Here is a 14,157-nt window from a genome sequence, read left to right on the forward strand (position 1 = left end):
CGTCCGGCTCCACCGGTCCGGTGGGCGCGACGGTGCCCTTGCGGTAGGCGGGGGTGTCGGCGGGCGCCTGCCACAGCCGCTCCAGCTCGTCGTCCAGCCAGGTCAGGGTGAGCGAGCAGCCCGCCATGTCCAGACTGGTCACCAGCTCGCCGACCTCGGGGGCGACGACCTCCAGCCCCGCCTCGGCCAGCAGCCGGGCCACCGTCCGGTAGGTCACGAACAGTTCTTCGTACTTGGTCGCGCCGAGTCCGTTGAGGATCGCCGTCACCCGGCCGGAGGCGGCCTCCGGCGCGTCCGCCAACACCCCGTCGACCAGGGTCTGCGCCAGCTCCGCGGCGGAGGGCAGGGCTTGTTCGGAGATGCCGGGTTCGCCGTGGATGCCCAGGCCCAGCCCCATCCGCCCGGCGGGCACCGTGAACAGTGGGTCGTCGCCGCCCGGCAGGGTGCAGCCGTCGAACGCCACACCGAGGCTGCGGGTGCGGGCGTTGGCGTGCTCGGCGACGCGCACCACCTCGGCGAGGTCATAACCCTCCTCGGCCGCCGCGGCGGCGACCTTGAACACGACGAAGTCGCCCGCCACGCCCCGACGTCGGTCCCGCGCCCCGGCGGGGGCGCTGGCCACGTCGTCGGTGACCACGACGGTGTGCGCGGCGATCCCGTCGCCGCGCAGGCGATCCACGGCGAGGCCGAAGTTGAGGGTGTCCCCGGCGTAGTTGCCGAAGGAGAACACCACCCCGCCTCCCCGCTCGGCCGCGCGGGCGACCGAGTAGGCGTCCTCGGCCGACGGGGCGGTGAAGATGTTGCCCACCACGGCCCCGTCGGCGAAGCCCGGCCCGACGGTGCCGCAGAACGCCGGGTAGTGCCCGGATCCGCCGCCGGTGACCACGGCGACCTTGCCCCGGTGGGGTCGCGTGGCGCGCACCACTCCACCGGGCACCCGGCGCACGCGGTCGGGGTGTGCCGTCACGAACCCGGCCACCATGTCGTCGCTGAACGTCGCCGGATCGTCGTACAAGCGGGTCATCTCTACTCCTCGATCACCACGTCGTCGATCAGGACACCGGGGCCCAGTGCGGGCGGGCCCGGTCGAGGGCGGCCAGGTATTCGCGGTAGCCGCGTTCGTAGAACCCGGCCACCTCGGCGCGGGGCCGCACGGTCCACCGGGCCGCCGCCCACCGCTCGCGGTCCACCGGATCGCCGAGGGCGTCCCACGCGGTCATCGCGGCCCCCCGCGCGCCCGCTCCCTCCTCCTGCGGCAGGTGCAACGGCCTGCCGAGCACGTCGGCGAAGATCTGGCTCCACCGCGCCGACCGCGCACCGCCGCCGCAGGCGGAGACCTCCCCGGTCAGGCCCGCGGCCTCCAGGTTGTGCCGGGCGGCGTAGGCCAGCGCCTCGCACATGGCCCGCACCAGGTCGGCCCGCGTGGTCTCCAGCGAGAGCCCGGTGAACTGGCCCCGGGCGTGCGGGTCCACGAACGGGGCACGTTCCCCGGAGGTGGACAGGAAGGACAACGCGCCGACGCCCCCGGCTCCGGGTTCGGTCGCGTCGAGCATGGTGTCGAGTTCGTCGGTATCGGCGCCGACCATGCCCAGCACCCAGTCGAGATTGGCGGTGCCCACCATCGCCGGCATCACCCGCAGGTGATGCTCCGGCAGCGGGGTCGCCAGCCACATCCCCGCGGTCTCGCCCCCTGCGCCGATCTCGACCTCGTCGCGCAGCACCTGGCAACCCAGCGTCGTACCGATCACCAGCGAGCCCTCGCCGACCTCGCGGACGCCGGAGCCGATCGCGCAGGCGGGCAGGTCGAACGGTCCGGCCGACACCGGCAGACCCGACGGCAGGCCCAGCATCCGCGCGTTGTCGGCGGTCAACGCGAACAGCGTTTTCGGCGGGGCCGGTTCGGCCAGCAGCCCGGCGTAGGCGTCGAGCCCGCAGACACGCAGGGCCTCGGCCGAGTAGGTGCGGGTGCGGGGGTCGAGGAACGGCAGCGAGGCGTCCGAGACGTCAACGGTGATCTCGCCGGTGAGCCGGTGCACGATCGTGTCCACGCAGTACCCGGCGACCGTGGCCCGCTCCAGCCGTTCGGGCTCGTGTTCGGCCAGATGCGCCAGCAACGGCCCCGCCGACCCGGGGAACAGGCCCGCACCGGTGAGTTCGTGGAGCCTGCGTTCGACGCCCGACCCGCGCCAGCGGTCGAGCACCCCGGTGGCACGGGCGTCCAGCCAGGAGATCGCGGGCCCGACCGGTTCGCCGTCGGCGTCGCGCAACCACAGCCCGTCGCCCTGCCCGGTGAGGGCCAGCGCCTCGACCGGTTCGTCGGCGCGCTCGGCGGCGGCCGCCACGTCACGGATCACCGTGCGGGCCGAGTCGAGAACCTCCGCCGGGTCGTGCTCCACCCGGCCGCCGGGACGGCGGTGCAGGGTGGAGCGCCTGCTGTGGGTCACGAGTGCGGTGCCGTCGCGGCGCAGCAGGGACGCCTTGGTCACCGACGTGCCGATGTCGACTCCGATGATCATGACCGCACCTCCCCGATCCGGGACAGCACGTCCGGATTGGCCACGAACCGCGGGCGCTCACCGTCGAGGAAGCGGGCGATCTCCCCGGCGACGATTTCGGCCGCCCGGTGCGCCGTCTGCCGGGTGGCCCCGGCCAGGTGCGGGGTGGTGATCACATTGGGCGCGTCGAACAGCGGCCAGTGGCGCGGGGGCGGTTCGAGGTCGTAGACGTCGACGGCGAGCGCGCCCAGGTGTCCGGACTTGAGCAGCTCCGGCAGCGGCGTGTAGTCCAGCAGGCCGCCGCGCGCGGAGTTGACCAGCACCGCGCCCCGGGGCAGCAACGCCAGGTTGTCCGCGTTCAGCAGGTGTTCGGTCTCCGGGGTCAGGCGTGCGTGCAGGCTGACCACGGAGCTGCGCCGCAACAACTCGTCCAGTTCGACCGGTTCGACGCCGTCGGCGGCGGCTTCCTCCGCGCGCACGAACGGGTCGGCGACCAGCACGTGCGCACCGAAGGCACGCAGCACCCGCGCCACGATCCGGCCGATGGCGCCGTACCCGACCAGACCGGCCGTGCTGCCGTCCAGTTCCAGGCCCGCGTTGTCGTAGGCGTAGTAGTCCCCGCGCCAGTGGCCGTCCTTCAGTTCGGCGTCCGAACCGGGGATGCGGCGCAGCGCGGCCAGGATCAGTCCGACCGCGAACTCGGCGGCCGCCGCGGCGTTGCGCCCGGGCGCGTAGCTGACCACGACCCCGTGCTCCGTGGCGGCGTCGAGGTCCACGTTCACCGGGCCGCCCCGGCAGACACCGACGAACCGCAGCTGCGGATTCGCGGCCAGCACGTCGGCGGTGATCGGGGCCATCTGGGTGGCCACCACCTCGACACCGGGTAGTGCGTCGAGCATCTGACGTTCGGTGCCGCTGGCTTCCCGCACCCCCGCGACCGGTCCGAACGGCTCCACCGGCCACGGCAGGCACAGCGTGGACACATCGAGGTCGTGCCCCGGCACCTGACGGTGCAGGGCGTCGGCGAACAGGTGCGGACCGACGAAGTGGTCGCCCGCGGCGAGAACACTGGTCATGGTGAGGACTCCTTCGTCACACACCGCCCGGAGGCGGCCCCTGGTACACAGCGGTCCGCTGTCGGACCGGGGACGGGAACGGTCAGTACCCGACGGGTTCGGGAAGGTACTTCGTGAGCAACCGGCGCACCTCCTCCTGATCCGCGGCGACGTGGGCCGCCCGCGCGAGCGCGTCCCCGGCGGGGGCGTAGTCGGGGTTGGGCAGGGCGATCACCGTCATCCCCGCCGCGGCGGCCGCACGCAGGCCGTTGCTGGAGTCCTCCACCGCCAGGCACCGGTCGGGCCGCTCTCCCAGCTTGTCCGCGGCGGCGAGGTAGACGTCCGGGCTCGGTTTCCCGCGGGGCACCTCGGCGCTGGACACGGTCGCGGTGAAGAGCCGGGCGAGGTCGTGGCCGGTGAGCACGGCGTCGATCAGCCGTCGCGGGGCCGAGGACGCGAGCGCGATCGGCGCCCGCCGGGCGACGTCGCTGACCATCCGCCCGGCACCGTCCAGGAGCCGGATCTCCCCGGTGTCCAGTGCGGCCACCATGTCGTCGACGACGAGCTGCTCGGTGCGTTCGGCGGACTCGGTGGTGCCGCTGAACTCGGCGAGGAACGCGGCCCACTCCGGTGCGCTCATCCCCTGCACCCGCCGGGTCTGTGCGGCCGTCCAGCTCCGGCCGTGGGCCTCGGCGAAGCGCGCCCACATCCGCTCCCAGAGGTGTTCGCTGTGAACGAGGACGCCGTCCATGTCGAACACCACCGCGCGGTGCATGTCGGCCGTCGCCTCGGGGTTCCCCATCTCGCTACCTCCCGCCCGTTCACTGACGAAGGTAAAATTAACACCTGTGTCGTTACCTGTCACGGGTCCTGGTGAGATCGATCGCGTCCGCGCGTCCGTCGCACGGTCGGTCGCCGGTACGGGCAAGATGGCCACATGACGTCCGCACCGAAGAAGAAGTCCTCCCGGATCCAGCGTCAGCAGCGGATCGTCGACCATGTCGTCGCCCACGGATCCGCCGCCGCAGGCGAGCTGTCCGAGCTGACCGGCGTCAGTCTGATGACCGTGCACCGAGACCTGGACGACCTGGTCAGCCGGGGGGTCCTGCGCAAATTCCACGGCGGGGTGTCCGCGCAGCCGTCGACGGTGTTCGAGAGCAGTTCCGACTTCCGGCTGCACACGCACCTCGCCGAGAAGGAGGCGCTGGGGCGGGAGGCATTGCGATTCCTCACACCGGGGATGTCCGTGTTGCTGGACGACTCGACCACTGCCCTCGCGCTGGCCCGCCTGCTGCCGGACGTGGGGCCGCTGACGGTGGTGACCAACTACCGGCAAGTGCTGGAGACCCTGCGCGACGCCACCGACATCCGGCTGATCGGGCTCGGTGGCGAGTACTCCCGCACCCACGACTCCTATCTGGGGCTGCCCTGCCAGGAGATGATCGCCGGCTTCTCGGTCGATGTGGTCTTCCTGTCCACCTCGGCGATGAACGCCCGGTTGACCTACCACCAGGAGCAGGACCTCGTGCTCGTCAAGCGGGCGATGTTGGCGAGCGCGGCCACCAAGGTGCTGATGATGGACGCGAGCAAGGTCGGCCGTTCCGCGCTGCACCAGCTGGTGCCGGTCAGCGCGTTCGACCACGTGCTCCTGGCGGGCTCGCTCGGTGCGGACCTCGTGTCGGAGATCGCGGAGTACGCCGACGTGCGCACCGTGCCGGTGGATCGACCGGCCGCGAACGAATCGGAATAACGTCTTGTGCGTTAACTGAAACATGCTCCATGATATGTCGGCCGTGACCGGGCGTGTCCCGTGCACCCCGGGCCTTCCGACTCGTGGAGACAGTGATGTCCCGACAGACACCGGTGTCCCGACAGACACCAGCGGAGACCGCGGCCGAGCGCCCGGTCAGCTTCTTCGACCGTATCGGTATACCCCGGCCACTGGTCTGGGGTTTCGTCGCCGTGCTGATCTTCATGATCGGCGACGGCGTGGAGATCACGTACCTCGCCGAGTACCTGTCCCGGCCCGACGGGGGTGGGCTGGAGGGGTCCACGGCGACCTTCGCCACCGTCACCGTCTACGGCGTCGCGGTGATGGTGGCGTCCTGGTTCTCCGGCACGCTGTCGGCGATCTGGGGTCCCCGGAGGGTCATGTGGCTCGGCGGGGCGTGGTGGATCGTGTTCGAGGTCCTGTTCCTCTTCGTCGCGATCCCGCTGCAGGACACCGCGATCATCGTCATCACGTACGGCATCCGCGGCTTCGCCTACCCGTTGTTCGCGTTCGCGTTCCTGGTGTGGGCGCAGGTCGCGAGTCCCACCGGTATGCGTGGTTCGGTGGCGGGCTGGTTCTGGTTCGCCTTCACCGGCGGCCTGCCGACCCTCGGTGCCGCGGTGGCCGCGCTGGCGATCGGCCCGTTCGGACTGAGCCTGTACGGGACGCTGATCCTGTCGCTCGTCCTGGTCGTGATCGGGGTGCTCATCGGCAGCTTCGGTGTGCGCGAGCGGCACGGGCTCGAACCGATCGCCGACGAGAGTGTGGAGAATCCGCGTAGCCTGAAGCGGCTCGGGGAGGGTGTGGACATCCTCTGGCGGGACCGCAGGACGCTGGCGGGCGGACTGGTCCGCATCGTCAACACCGCACCGCAGTACGGCTTCTTCGCGATGTTCCCGTTCACCCTGGGCCCGGAGACACCGGGCGGTGGGTTCCTCAGCACGGCCGAGGTGTCCACGCTCGCCACCCTCGCCTACGGCGCGAACATCGCGGCGAACCTGTTCTTCGGTGTGTTCGGTGACCGGTTCGGCTGGCGCCGCACGGTGACCTGGTTCGGGTGTGTGGGCTGTGCCGTGGGGATCCCGGTGTGGTACTTCGGCGCCGTGCTCTCCGAGAGCTTCCTGATCGCTGCCGCATGCGGCGCCGTCTACGGGATCCTGCTCGCCGGGTTCGTGCCGCTGTCGGCGCTGATGCCGTCGATGGTGGCGCCGAAGGACAAGGGCTCGGCCCTGGCGATCCTCAACTTCGGTGCCGGGGGCGCGGCGTTCGTCGGCCCGATGATGGTCACCGTGCTGCACCCGTTCGTCGGCGGTGGCGGGGTGGCGATCGCCTTCAGCCTGCTGTACCTGGCGATGGCGGTGTTGTGCCGCTACCTCACCGACGAGTCCGACCCGGGGGAGTGGCACCGGAACGCGTCCCGCTCCACCGAGGCCGTACCCACAGTGGCGTAGTGGGAAAGCCCGGTGTGCCCACGACGACCGGGAGTGGGCACACCGGGCCTGTCCACGCTCTGCCCGGAACCCGGCAGGCGCCGGCGGAGTCACAACCCGCGGATCCTGCGGCCGTGTTCGCTGTCCGGGTACAGGAGCGCGTCGGCGACCCTGCCGCCCGCATCCTTGGCTCCACCGCCGAAGTTGAGGGTTCCCTTCGCGGTGGCGACCGCTGCCACACCGTCCCGGTAGGTGGCTTTGCGCGCCCACCGCACGGTGGACAGCAGGCGATACAGTTCCTCCTCGCTCAACGGTGTCCCCGAGTCCCGCTGAACGGCATCTGCCGACCATCCTGGTCGACGGTGACCGTGTCGATCACCCGGTGTGCGAGCCGGGTGGCGAAGTCCCGCTGGTCCATCGACATCGCCAGGTTCTTCGCCACCGGCACGCCCTCGACGTTGCGGTCGTAGAAGATCTGCCGCGCGTCCTCGACCCGTTGGCCCCAGAAGAGCTCGAACGGCACGCGCACGCGCGCCAGGGCGTCCACGGTGAGGCCGTGTCCCTCCGGATCGTCGTGGAGCTGGTGCCAGGCGGCCACCTGCGTCTCGCCGTCGATCGCGACCACGGGGGAACCCGGGGCGATCGAGATGGTGCGGAAGCCGGTCCCGGACACGAGTTCGTCCCCGATCGAAAGCAGCTCGTCGCCCAGCCACAGCGTCACCGGCGGAGTCGACTCGCGGGGTCGGCGTCGGAGTGGTGAAAGCCGTCATCGGCGTGGGCGCGGGTTGGTGCGTTTCCCACCGGTCGTGGCGGCCCGGTCTCGGTGTTACAGGCGTCCGCGGCGCCGCGTGCAGGCGATCTGTCGGGTTGACTGCCAGCTAGTCATCCAGTTAGTATTCCCGGCATGATCACAAACGAAATAACGCAGTACCTCGGTCCGGAGGGTGAGTGGACGGCGGTGCTGTCCTTCGGGCCGCGCTCGGTGGACGGCCCGGTGTCGATCACGGTGAGCCCGACCGATCCGGAACGGCCACCGCACGGCGGGTTGTCCTCGGTCGCGCTCCGCGAGATCGACATCCGGGCGGCGATCAAGGCGCGGGAGCCGCGCACGGTCGATTCAGCTTTCGGTCGCTGGCGGATGGAGCAGAACCGGATACGCGAGGCGCGGCAGCTCTTCGAGAGCGAAGGGATGACCGACCACTATCTCACGGCACTGTCGCAGCTCTACCTCTCGGCCGTCGCACGCGGCGAACACCGGCCGTTGCGGTGGCTGGCGGACTGCACCGGCCGGACGTACTCGACGGTCAAGTCCCACCTCTGGCAGGCGACCCGACGGGGAATCCTGGAGCGCTCGTCCGGCCGGGCCGGGGGTGCGCTCACCGAGAAGGGGAAAGCGTTGTCCCGCCGCAACGCGCGACCCGGTGGTGCACAGGACGACGAGGAGTGAGCCGGGCGGCGGTGGTGCCGTGCAGGACTCCTTCCCTGCGTCGCGTGCGGCGAAGGAGTCCTGCACGACAACGGTCCCGCCCGCGCTCGCCTCACGAGTCGTCGAGCGGGCGCAGCATCTCCAGCAGGCCCCGCAACGGTTCCAACTCCTGTGTCGACTGTGGATCGAGATCGGGGTTGAGGTGCATGAGGTTGTTGCGGAACTGTGCGGCGGTTCGCAGCTGGGCGAGGAACTGCTCCCGGTCGAGCGACCAGTGCAGCGGTGTCCAGAGGTCCTCCGACTCGAACACGTGCGGATACTCGCCGAGCGTGAGGTCCTTGACGTCGTGCACCCGATTCCGACGGTGCGGCCGGAGTCCGTTCCGGACCTGATCGAGGCCGATGCGGCCGTCGTCGATCGCGCGGCCGACGATCCGGCGCAACCTCCGTTCGACCTCGGAGACCAGCAGGAACGGCTGGAGCTGGTTGCCCAGCTGGTCGGTGAGGTCGGCCGTGGTGATGATCCCGCAGACCCGCTTCTGCGCATCGCGAACGAAGACGAATCCTCGATCGCGGATCTCCGGGAGCCAGTCGAGCAGATCATCGGCCCCGTCCGCGTCCCGTGCCGGACCCATCGCCTGTTTCAGGGTGGGGGAGGGGTTGGCGAGGTAGGCCTTGCCGACACTCTCCCAGCTGACCGCGCCGACGAGTCGTCCGTCGTCGTCCAGCACGGCGAGCTGGGAGTACTTCTTCGCCGTCATCGTCGTGGTCGCCGAGGGCAGCGGGTCGTCGACCCGCACCGACTCGACGGGACACTCCGCCGAAGGGAGCTGGTCCACCAGGAACGCGACCGGACGGTCGTCCAGGGACGGTTCGTCCGGGAGTTCGTTCGCCGTCGGAGGCGGGAACTCGGCGTGCGGTCCGGTGCCCACCGGCACGATCCGGACGGAGCTGTTGATGTTGCCCTCGGTGAACGACGGAGTGGTGGCCAGTCCGAGTTCGGCGAGCCTGTCCTGGATCTTCTCGATGACCGCGGGCCACCGGCGGGTGTGCCCCCAGAGGCCGAGCAGTTCACGGACGGTGAGCCGGACCTCCTCGCCCCGTTCGACGGCCGCGTCGACGATCTCCTCCAGACGGCGCACGGGTGCGGTCGACTCCTGCTCGGTGGCACTCTCCGGGCCGGGATCCGCGCCCCGCTCCGCGAGTTCGGTGATGCGCGCGGCGGCGTTGTTCCGCCGGAGCTCGAAGACGGTGAGCAGTGATCCCATGCTGTCGCGCAGGTCCTGGTGCAGCAGGTCACGGTCGAGGCCCTTGGTCCGCCACTCGACCGGTCGGGTGTGTCGGAACCCGAATCCGGCCTCCGGGCGGAACCGGTACGGGCCGGTGACCACACCGACCGCGAACTGACGCCGGCCGTTCGACGCCACGGGGATCACGACGTGATCGCCGACCGAGATCTCCTCCCGGAACCGCCACAGCTGGCCGGTCCAGTTGGCGATCACCTGGGGACTGAGGTCCGGATACTCGCGGGTGAGCAGCTCCCGGACCTGCTCGCGGTTCTCGACCTGCGCGAGATCACCGGTCTCGTCCCAGTTGATGAGGACGAGTCCCTCCGCGAGCGCGGCCTGTTCCTGCTCGCCCCGACGTCCTGTCCGGACCATCCATGCGCGTGCCATACGGGTACGTGTTCCCCCCACCGAGATCGTGTGTGACTGATCTTCACCGTACGTACCGGCCACCGGGAGAAAGTGTCGCCCGACCCGCGTCGTGACTGGTTCGTTAGCGGTGTCGGGAGCGTCGGTAAGCAATGCAGAGGAGCCATGGGATGAACGCCGCCTGGCCGGACGATCAGCAGCCGTCCCGGAGCATGTCCACCGCTTCCCGGAGTCCGTAGCGTGACTCCAGAGCCATGCCGCGATCCACGAGCTTCACGGCTTCGTGATGGGCGAGCTCCTCGAGGATTACTCCACTCCACGCCGGGCGGTAAAGGCCCTCGACCGCGAGCGACAGCAGGAAGTCACGCTGCAGGCTGGGCCAGAGGACACAGGTGTCGAGCAGTGCCGTGAACACTCGGAGAGTGTCGCATAGCGCGCTACATGCCTCCGGTGTGGTGCCGACGACGCCGGGCCACCTCCTTGCGCGCTGAGCGCAGCCTGGCCAGGGTGGTGTCGATGTCCTCGTCCTCGTCGACGGCCGTGGCCTCGAGCGCCGCATACTGTTCGGCACGCCGCCGGTCGCGGTACGAGAGCAGGTCCCGCAATGCGATCCTGCGGTGTGTTCCCACGCGGTCGAACGGGATTTCACCGTCGTCGAGCAGTCGGACGACAGTCGGTCTGCTGACGCCGAGGAGTTCGGCGGCCTGTTGGGTGGTCAGTGTCGTGTTCTGCGGCGCTACGGTCACCGCGAGGCCGTGTCGGAGCGCTTCCACCACATGCCGCAGGACGCGGGATACCTCTTCCGGCAGCTCCACCTGCTCGTCGCGGCCGGCGCCACTGAGGAGATACGCGGATCGCCCATCCGCGGCCCCCGTGTGTCCGTGCGTCTCCAGGAAGGCTTGAACGCTGGCCAGTTGCCGCTGCTCCGCAGTCTCGGGAACGTACGTTTCCTGTCGTAGCTCCGTGCCCATACGTCCTCCTCAGTCGCTCGTAACGTAACTCGTTTCGTTTTGTTCGTCCAGTCGTCCGGATGCTGGTCGGAGCGGCTTCACCTACAGGAGTGGACCGGGGCCGGAGTTGGAACAGGGCCTCCCGCGTGGTGCGTTGCGACTATCGCGCCGTCCGCCACGCCTGGAACGCTTCGGCGCTGGTGTAGGACGGGGTGTAGCCGAACACCGTCTTGAGTCGGGTGTTGTCCAACACCGGGCGGTACCGCAGGAACACCGTCTGTTCCGGACCATACGGGGTCACGCCGAGGCGCGAACCGAGCGCCAGCGCGCCCCGCAGCACCGGTTCCGGGATCGCCAGCGTGGGCTTACCCAAGGCGGCGGCGATCTCGTCGACGGTCATCGCGCCATCCCCCGCGACGTTGAAGACCCCCGTGATCGGGTTGGTCACGGCCCGCTCGATCACCGCGACCACATCGCTGTCCCAGACGAACACGAACGGGGAGTCGGCGCCACGGATCTTCAGCAGGCGGGGCTTCTCGAACAGCGCGGTGATCTGGTTCTTCACCCGCGCACCGAGGATCGTGCCGATGCGCAGCACCACCTGCTCCAGCTCGGGATTACTCGACCGCATTTCGGCCAGGCGCTCCTCGACCAGCCGCTTGTGGCGGCTGTAAGGAAACGCCTCGTTGCCGCGCACCGGGTCGTCCTCGGTCAACCACCCGTCGTGCGCGGCGCCGTTGTCCGGGTGATAGCCGTAGGCCGCACCGGACGACGACACGACCACCCGTCGCACCCCGTGCGCGCGGCAGGCGTCCAGCACGTTGCCGGTGCCGGTGACGTCGACGGCGTACTGGCGTTCCCGGGACGAGTTCTTCCCCGGCGTGACCACGGCTGCCAGGTGCACCACCACCTCGACGTCCCGTCCCGCGAAGGCGCGTTCCACCGAGCCGGCCTCGGTCACATCGAGCAGCACATGCTCCACCCCGGACACCGCGGAGGGCGGCTCGGTGAGGTCGCCGCTGACGACGCGGTGCCCCGCCGCGGCCAGCCCGCGCACCACCGAAGCCCCGAGGAAGCCGTTGCCGCCGGTGACCAGCACGTTCCGAGGCACCGTCGATTCGATCATGCTGGTTCCACCTTCGTTTCCGTACCCCGTTTCCACCGCAGGCTCCACAATTGGGCGACAGTGAGTCCGGCGATGATGTCCCAGATCCCCCACCACGCTGCCACCAGTGCCATGCCGCCGAGGCCATCGAAGAAGCTGAACACCAGCAGCAGGCCGAGCCCCGAGTTCCGGATACCGACCTCGAACGTCATCGCCTTGGTGCTCGCCTGCGGCAGGCGGGTCAGCTTCGCCACCCCGAAGCCGGTGCCCAGCGCCACCGCGTCGTGCAGAAACACCGCCAGCAGTACCACGCCGATGTAGTCGAGGAAGACACCCCAATTGTCGGCCACCCCGACCACGATCACTCCGGCCAGCGCGAGAAACGACACCGGGCCGAGAACACGCGCGCCAACCCGGGCGAGCCCCGGCTGCAGCCGCGCGATCGTCAGGCCGGCCGCGAACGGCAGGCCGATCACGAACCCGACTTCGGCGAGCATGTCCGCCGCGCCGAGTTCGATCTCACGGAGCACGGTGTGTCCGGTGGGATGCAGACCGCCCCAGAACGCGAGGTTCAACGGCATGAGAACGATCGCGAGCACGTTGCCGACACCGGTCATGGACACCGACAGCGCGACGTCGCCGCGGGCGCGGTGGGTGAGCACGTTCGACACGTTGCCGGGCGGGCAGCACGCCACGAGGAGCATCCCCAGCGCCACCGAGGCACGCACGTCCAGCACCAGGGTGAGCACGAACGTGATCGCCGGAAGCAGCAGGAACTGCGCCAGCACACCGAGAGCGATCGTGCCGGGCCTGCGCGCGGCGGCGACGAAGTCCGCAGGGCGGGTGTCCAGCGCGATGCCGAACAAGATCGCGCCCAGCACGATCTTCAGCGTGGTCAGCGAACTCGGCTCGAACTCGATACGGATCGCGTCGACGTCCCCGGCCAGCTCGATCACGGCAGCACGCCCAGCTTCGTGATCTCCGCCCGCACCGCGCGACGGTAGGCGTCCTTGTTGACGTAGTAGCTCATCCGCTCCAGGCCGAGGTAGCGGTAGCCGCCGGAGAGGTCCGGGCGCGGTCCGCGCATTCGCGCTTCGAACGCCGCCGCCCGTCGCGGGGCACGGTGTCGAGCGGTGAGGTAGGACGCCACCAGCTCGGCCTGTTCGTAGCGGCCCTGCCAGCCGAGGCCGGAAGCCTCCACCATTCCGAGCACGAACAGATTCGGCGCCGATTCGGAGAAGATGTTCAGATACAGATCAGGACTGGTTCCGCTGCCGGGTCCGCGCCAGTTCAGCAGCGCCGGGTCGAGGAACGGGTAGTGCAGGTGGTAGCCGGTGGCCAGAACCACGACGTCGTAGTCGCCGCGCTCGCCGTCGGTGAACAGCACGCCGTCGCCGTCGAGGCGGTCGACATCGCGGCGCACGCGGATGTCGCCGTGCCCGAGGTGGTGCAGAATCAGCGAGTTCACGATCGGATGGGACTCGTAGAGTTTGTGGTCCGGCTTCGGGAAGCCGAACCGCACCGGGTCACCGGTGAACAGTTTCAGTACCCGGCTGTCCACGGCCTGCTTGATTCGCGGCGGCAGCGGCCTGCCTTGGTTCAGCGTGTCGGCGGGTCGACCGAAGAGGTACTTCGGCACGAAGTGATATCCGCGCCGTACGCTGATGTCCACCGACGCGGCGTGGTGCACGGCGTCGACGGCGATGTCGCAGCCGGAGTTGCCCGCACCGATGATCAACACCCGTTTGCCCGCGAATACCTCGGCACGTTTGTAACGACTGGTGTGCCACAGTTCACCGTCGAACTCACCCCGCAACGTGGGGATCGTCGGCTTGCTGAGGGTTCCGTTCGCGACCAGTACCCCGGCGTGATGCTCGGTGTGGTCGCCGTCCGGTCCGGTGCTGGTGACCGCCCACCCGTCGTCCGCCGGTTGTACCCGGGTGACTTCCGTACCGAACCGGTACCGCTCGACGAGACCGAAGGCGTCGGCGAAGTCTCGGAAATAGGCGCGCAGCTCCCGATGGCTGGGGTAGTCGACGTGCGTGTTCGCCATCGGGAACTCGGCGAACTCGGTCGTGGTGCGCGACGAGATCAGATGTGCGGATTCGTAGACGGTGCTGCGCGGGTTGTCGATGTTCCACAGGCCGCCGACATCGTCGCCCAGCTCATAGCCGACCACGGCGTGGCCGTGGCGCTGCAGGTTGCGTGCCCCCGCCAGACCGGAGGGTCCGGCACCGATGACGGCATAGGTCTGTTCGGACATCGTCGCCT

15 protein-coding genes are annotated in these 14,157 nt (G+C 69.8%); 3 read left to right on the plus strand and 12 right to left on the minus strand.

The genetic code is table 11. The features are described from left to right. From ACTIR_RS21720 to ACTIR_RS0104625, 4 genes are all read right to left on the minus strand, one after another. The coding region (locus ACTIR_RS21720) for a dihydroxyacetone kinase family protein (RefSeq protein WP_084789318.1) at positions 1–1,024 on the minus strand (1,024 nt) is incomplete at its 3' end. Positions 1,025–1,052: 28 nt separating this feature from the next. Next, a complete protein-coding gene (locus ACTIR_RS0104615) occupies positions 1,053–2,516 on the minus strand; it encodes an FGGY-family carbohydrate kinase (RefSeq protein ID WP_026453394.1) in 1,464 nt (487 codons plus the stop codon). After that, on the minus strand, positions 2,513–3,571 hold the full coding sequence (locus ACTIR_RS0104620; RefSeq protein ID WP_026453395.1) for a 2-hydroxyacid dehydrogenase: 1,059 nt from the start codon (positions 3,569–3,571) through the stop codon (positions 2,513–2,515). The genes ACTIR_RS0104615 and ACTIR_RS0104620 overlap by 4 nt, the downstream gene beginning before the upstream one ends. Before the next feature lie 82 nt (positions 3,572–3,653). Beyond that, positions 3,654–4,352 (minus strand): HAD family hydrolase, encoded by a 699-nt coding sequence (locus ACTIR_RS0104625; RefSeq protein ID WP_026453396.1) that lies wholly within the window; start codon positions 4,350–4,352, stop codon positions 3,654–3,656. A gap of 135 nt (positions 4,353–4,487) precedes the next feature. On the opposite strand from ACTIR_RS0104625, the gene ACTIR_RS0104630 reads away from it, so the two are divergent. Continuing rightward, entirely contained in the window at positions 4,488–5,300 is an 813-nt protein-coding gene (locus ACTIR_RS0104630; RefSeq protein WP_026453397.1) for a DeoR/GlpR family DNA-binding transcription regulator, read from the plus strand. A gap of 95 nt (positions 5,301–5,395) precedes the next feature. Next, on the plus strand, positions 5,396–6,772 hold the full coding sequence (locus ACTIR_RS0104635; RefSeq protein WP_026453398.1) for an MFS transporter: 1,377 nt from the start codon (positions 5,396–5,398) through the stop codon (positions 6,770–6,772). A gap of 89 nt (positions 6,773–6,861) precedes the next feature. Here ACTIR_RS0104635 and ACTIR_RS27115 read toward each other — a convergent pair whose 3' ends face one another. Both ACTIR_RS27115 and ACTIR_RS27120 read right to left on the minus strand, forming a co-directional pair. Next, positions 6,862–7,062 (minus strand): hypothetical protein, encoded by a 201-nt coding sequence (locus tag ACTIR_RS27115; RefSeq protein ID WP_026453399.1) that lies wholly within the window; start codon positions 7,060–7,062, stop codon positions 6,862–6,864. After that, the gene (locus ACTIR_RS27120; RefSeq protein ID WP_026453400.1) at positions 7,059–7,472 is read right to left on the minus strand and encodes a ParB N-terminal domain-containing protein; all 414 of its coding nucleotides are present in this window, start codon (positions 7,470–7,472) and stop codon (positions 7,059–7,061) included. Before ACTIR_RS27120 ends, ACTIR_RS27115 begins: the two co-directional genes overlap by 4 nt. Positions 7,473–7,655: 183 nt before the next feature. On the opposite strand from ACTIR_RS27120, the gene ACTIR_RS0104650 reads away from it, so the two are divergent. After that, on the plus strand, positions 7,656–8,198 hold the full coding sequence (locus tag ACTIR_RS0104650) for a hypothetical protein (protein ID WP_026453401.1): 543 nt from the start codon (positions 7,656–7,658) through the stop codon (positions 8,196–8,198). A gap of 91 nt (positions 8,199–8,289) precedes the next feature. Here ACTIR_RS0104650 and ACTIR_RS21730 read toward each other — a convergent pair whose 3' ends face one another. The 6 genes from ACTIR_RS21730 to ACTIR_RS0104680 form a co-directional block, all read right to left on the minus strand. Beyond that, positions 8,290–9,852, minus strand: a complete 1,563-nt coding sequence (locus ACTIR_RS21730) for a CBS domain-containing protein (RefSeq protein WP_084789319.1) — start codon at positions 9,850–9,852, stop codon at positions 8,290–8,292. 172 nt (positions 9,853–10,024) lie between these two features. After that, positions 10,025–10,246, minus strand: coding sequence for a PIN domain-containing protein (locus ACTIR_RS21735; protein ID WP_034238371.1), 222 nt, complete (start codon positions 10,244–10,246; stop codon positions 10,025–10,027). Positions 10,247–10,268: 22 nt separating this feature from the next. Continuing rightward, positions 10,269–10,802, minus strand: a complete 534-nt coding sequence (locus ACTIR_RS0104665) for a helix-turn-helix domain-containing protein (RefSeq protein WP_026453402.1) — start codon at positions 10,800–10,802, stop codon at positions 10,269–10,271. 139 nt (positions 10,803–10,941) lie between these two features. Next, the gene (locus ACTIR_RS0104670) at positions 10,942–11,907 is read right to left on the minus strand and encodes an SDR family oxidoreductase (RefSeq protein ID WP_026453403.1); all 966 of its coding nucleotides are present in this window, start codon (positions 11,905–11,907) and stop codon (positions 10,942–10,944) included. Further along, positions 11,904–12,842, minus strand: coding sequence for a bile acid:sodium symporter family protein (locus ACTIR_RS0104675; protein ID WP_026453404.1), 939 nt, complete (start codon positions 12,840–12,842; stop codon positions 11,904–11,906). Before ACTIR_RS0104675 ends, ACTIR_RS0104670 begins: the two co-directional genes overlap by 4 nt. Then, positions 12,839–14,149: a flavin-containing monooxygenase gene (locus ACTIR_RS0104680; RefSeq protein WP_026453405.1), complete on the minus strand. Its 1,311-nt coding sequence runs from the start codon at positions 14,147–14,149 to the stop codon at positions 12,839–12,841. The genes ACTIR_RS0104675 and ACTIR_RS0104680 overlap by 4 nt, the downstream gene beginning before the upstream one ends. Positions 14,150–14,157 lie beyond the last annotated feature (8 nt).

It is taken from the genome of Saccharomonospora iraqiensis subsp. iraqiensis, assembly GCF_000430445.1.
GTDB classification, from domain to species: domain Bacteria; phylum Actinomycetota; class Actinomycetes; order Mycobacteriales; family Pseudonocardiaceae; genus Saccharomonospora; species Saccharomonospora iraqiensis.

Excerpts from the sequence above, each read along its gene's own strand:
- ACTIR_RS0104615 (WP_026453394.1), bottom strand. The coding sequence starts at position 2,516 with ATGATCATCGGAGTCGACATCGGCACGTCGGTGACCAAGGCGTCCCTG.
- ACTIR_RS0104620 (WP_026453395.1), bottom strand. The coding sequence starts at position 3,571 with ATGACCAGTGTTCTCGCCGCGGGCGACCACTTCGTCGGTCCGCACCTG.
- ACTIR_RS0104625 (WP_026453396.1), bottom strand. The coding sequence starts at position 4,352 with ATGGGGAACCCCGAGGCGACGGCCGACATGCACCGCGCGGTGGTGTTC.
- ACTIR_RS0104630 (WP_026453397.1), top strand. The coding sequence starts at position 4,488 with ATGACGTCCGCACCGAAGAAGAAGTCCTCCCGGATCCAGCGTCAGCAG.
- ACTIR_RS0104635 (WP_026453398.1), top strand. The coding sequence starts at position 5,396 with ATGTCCCGACAGACACCGGTGTCCCGACAGACACCAGCGGAGACCGCG.
- ACTIR_RS0104650 (WP_026453401.1), top strand. The coding sequence starts at position 7,656 with ATGATCACAAACGAAATAACGCAGTACCTCGGTCCGGAGGGTGAGTGG.
- ACTIR_RS21730 (WP_084789319.1), bottom strand. The coding sequence starts at position 9,852 with ATGGCACGCGCATGGATGGTCCGGACAGGACGTCGGGGCGAGCAGGAA.
- ACTIR_RS0104665 (WP_026453402.1), bottom strand. The coding sequence starts at position 10,802 with ATGGGCACGGAGCTACGACAGGAAACGTACGTTCCCGAGACTGCGGAG.
- ACTIR_RS0104670 (WP_026453403.1), bottom strand. The coding sequence starts at position 11,907 with ATGATCGAATCGACGGTGCCTCGGAACGTGCTGGTCACCGGCGGCAAC.
- ACTIR_RS0104680 (WP_026453405.1), bottom strand. The coding sequence starts at position 14,149 with ATGTCCGAACAGACCTATGCCGTCATCGGTGCCGGACCCTCCGGTCTG.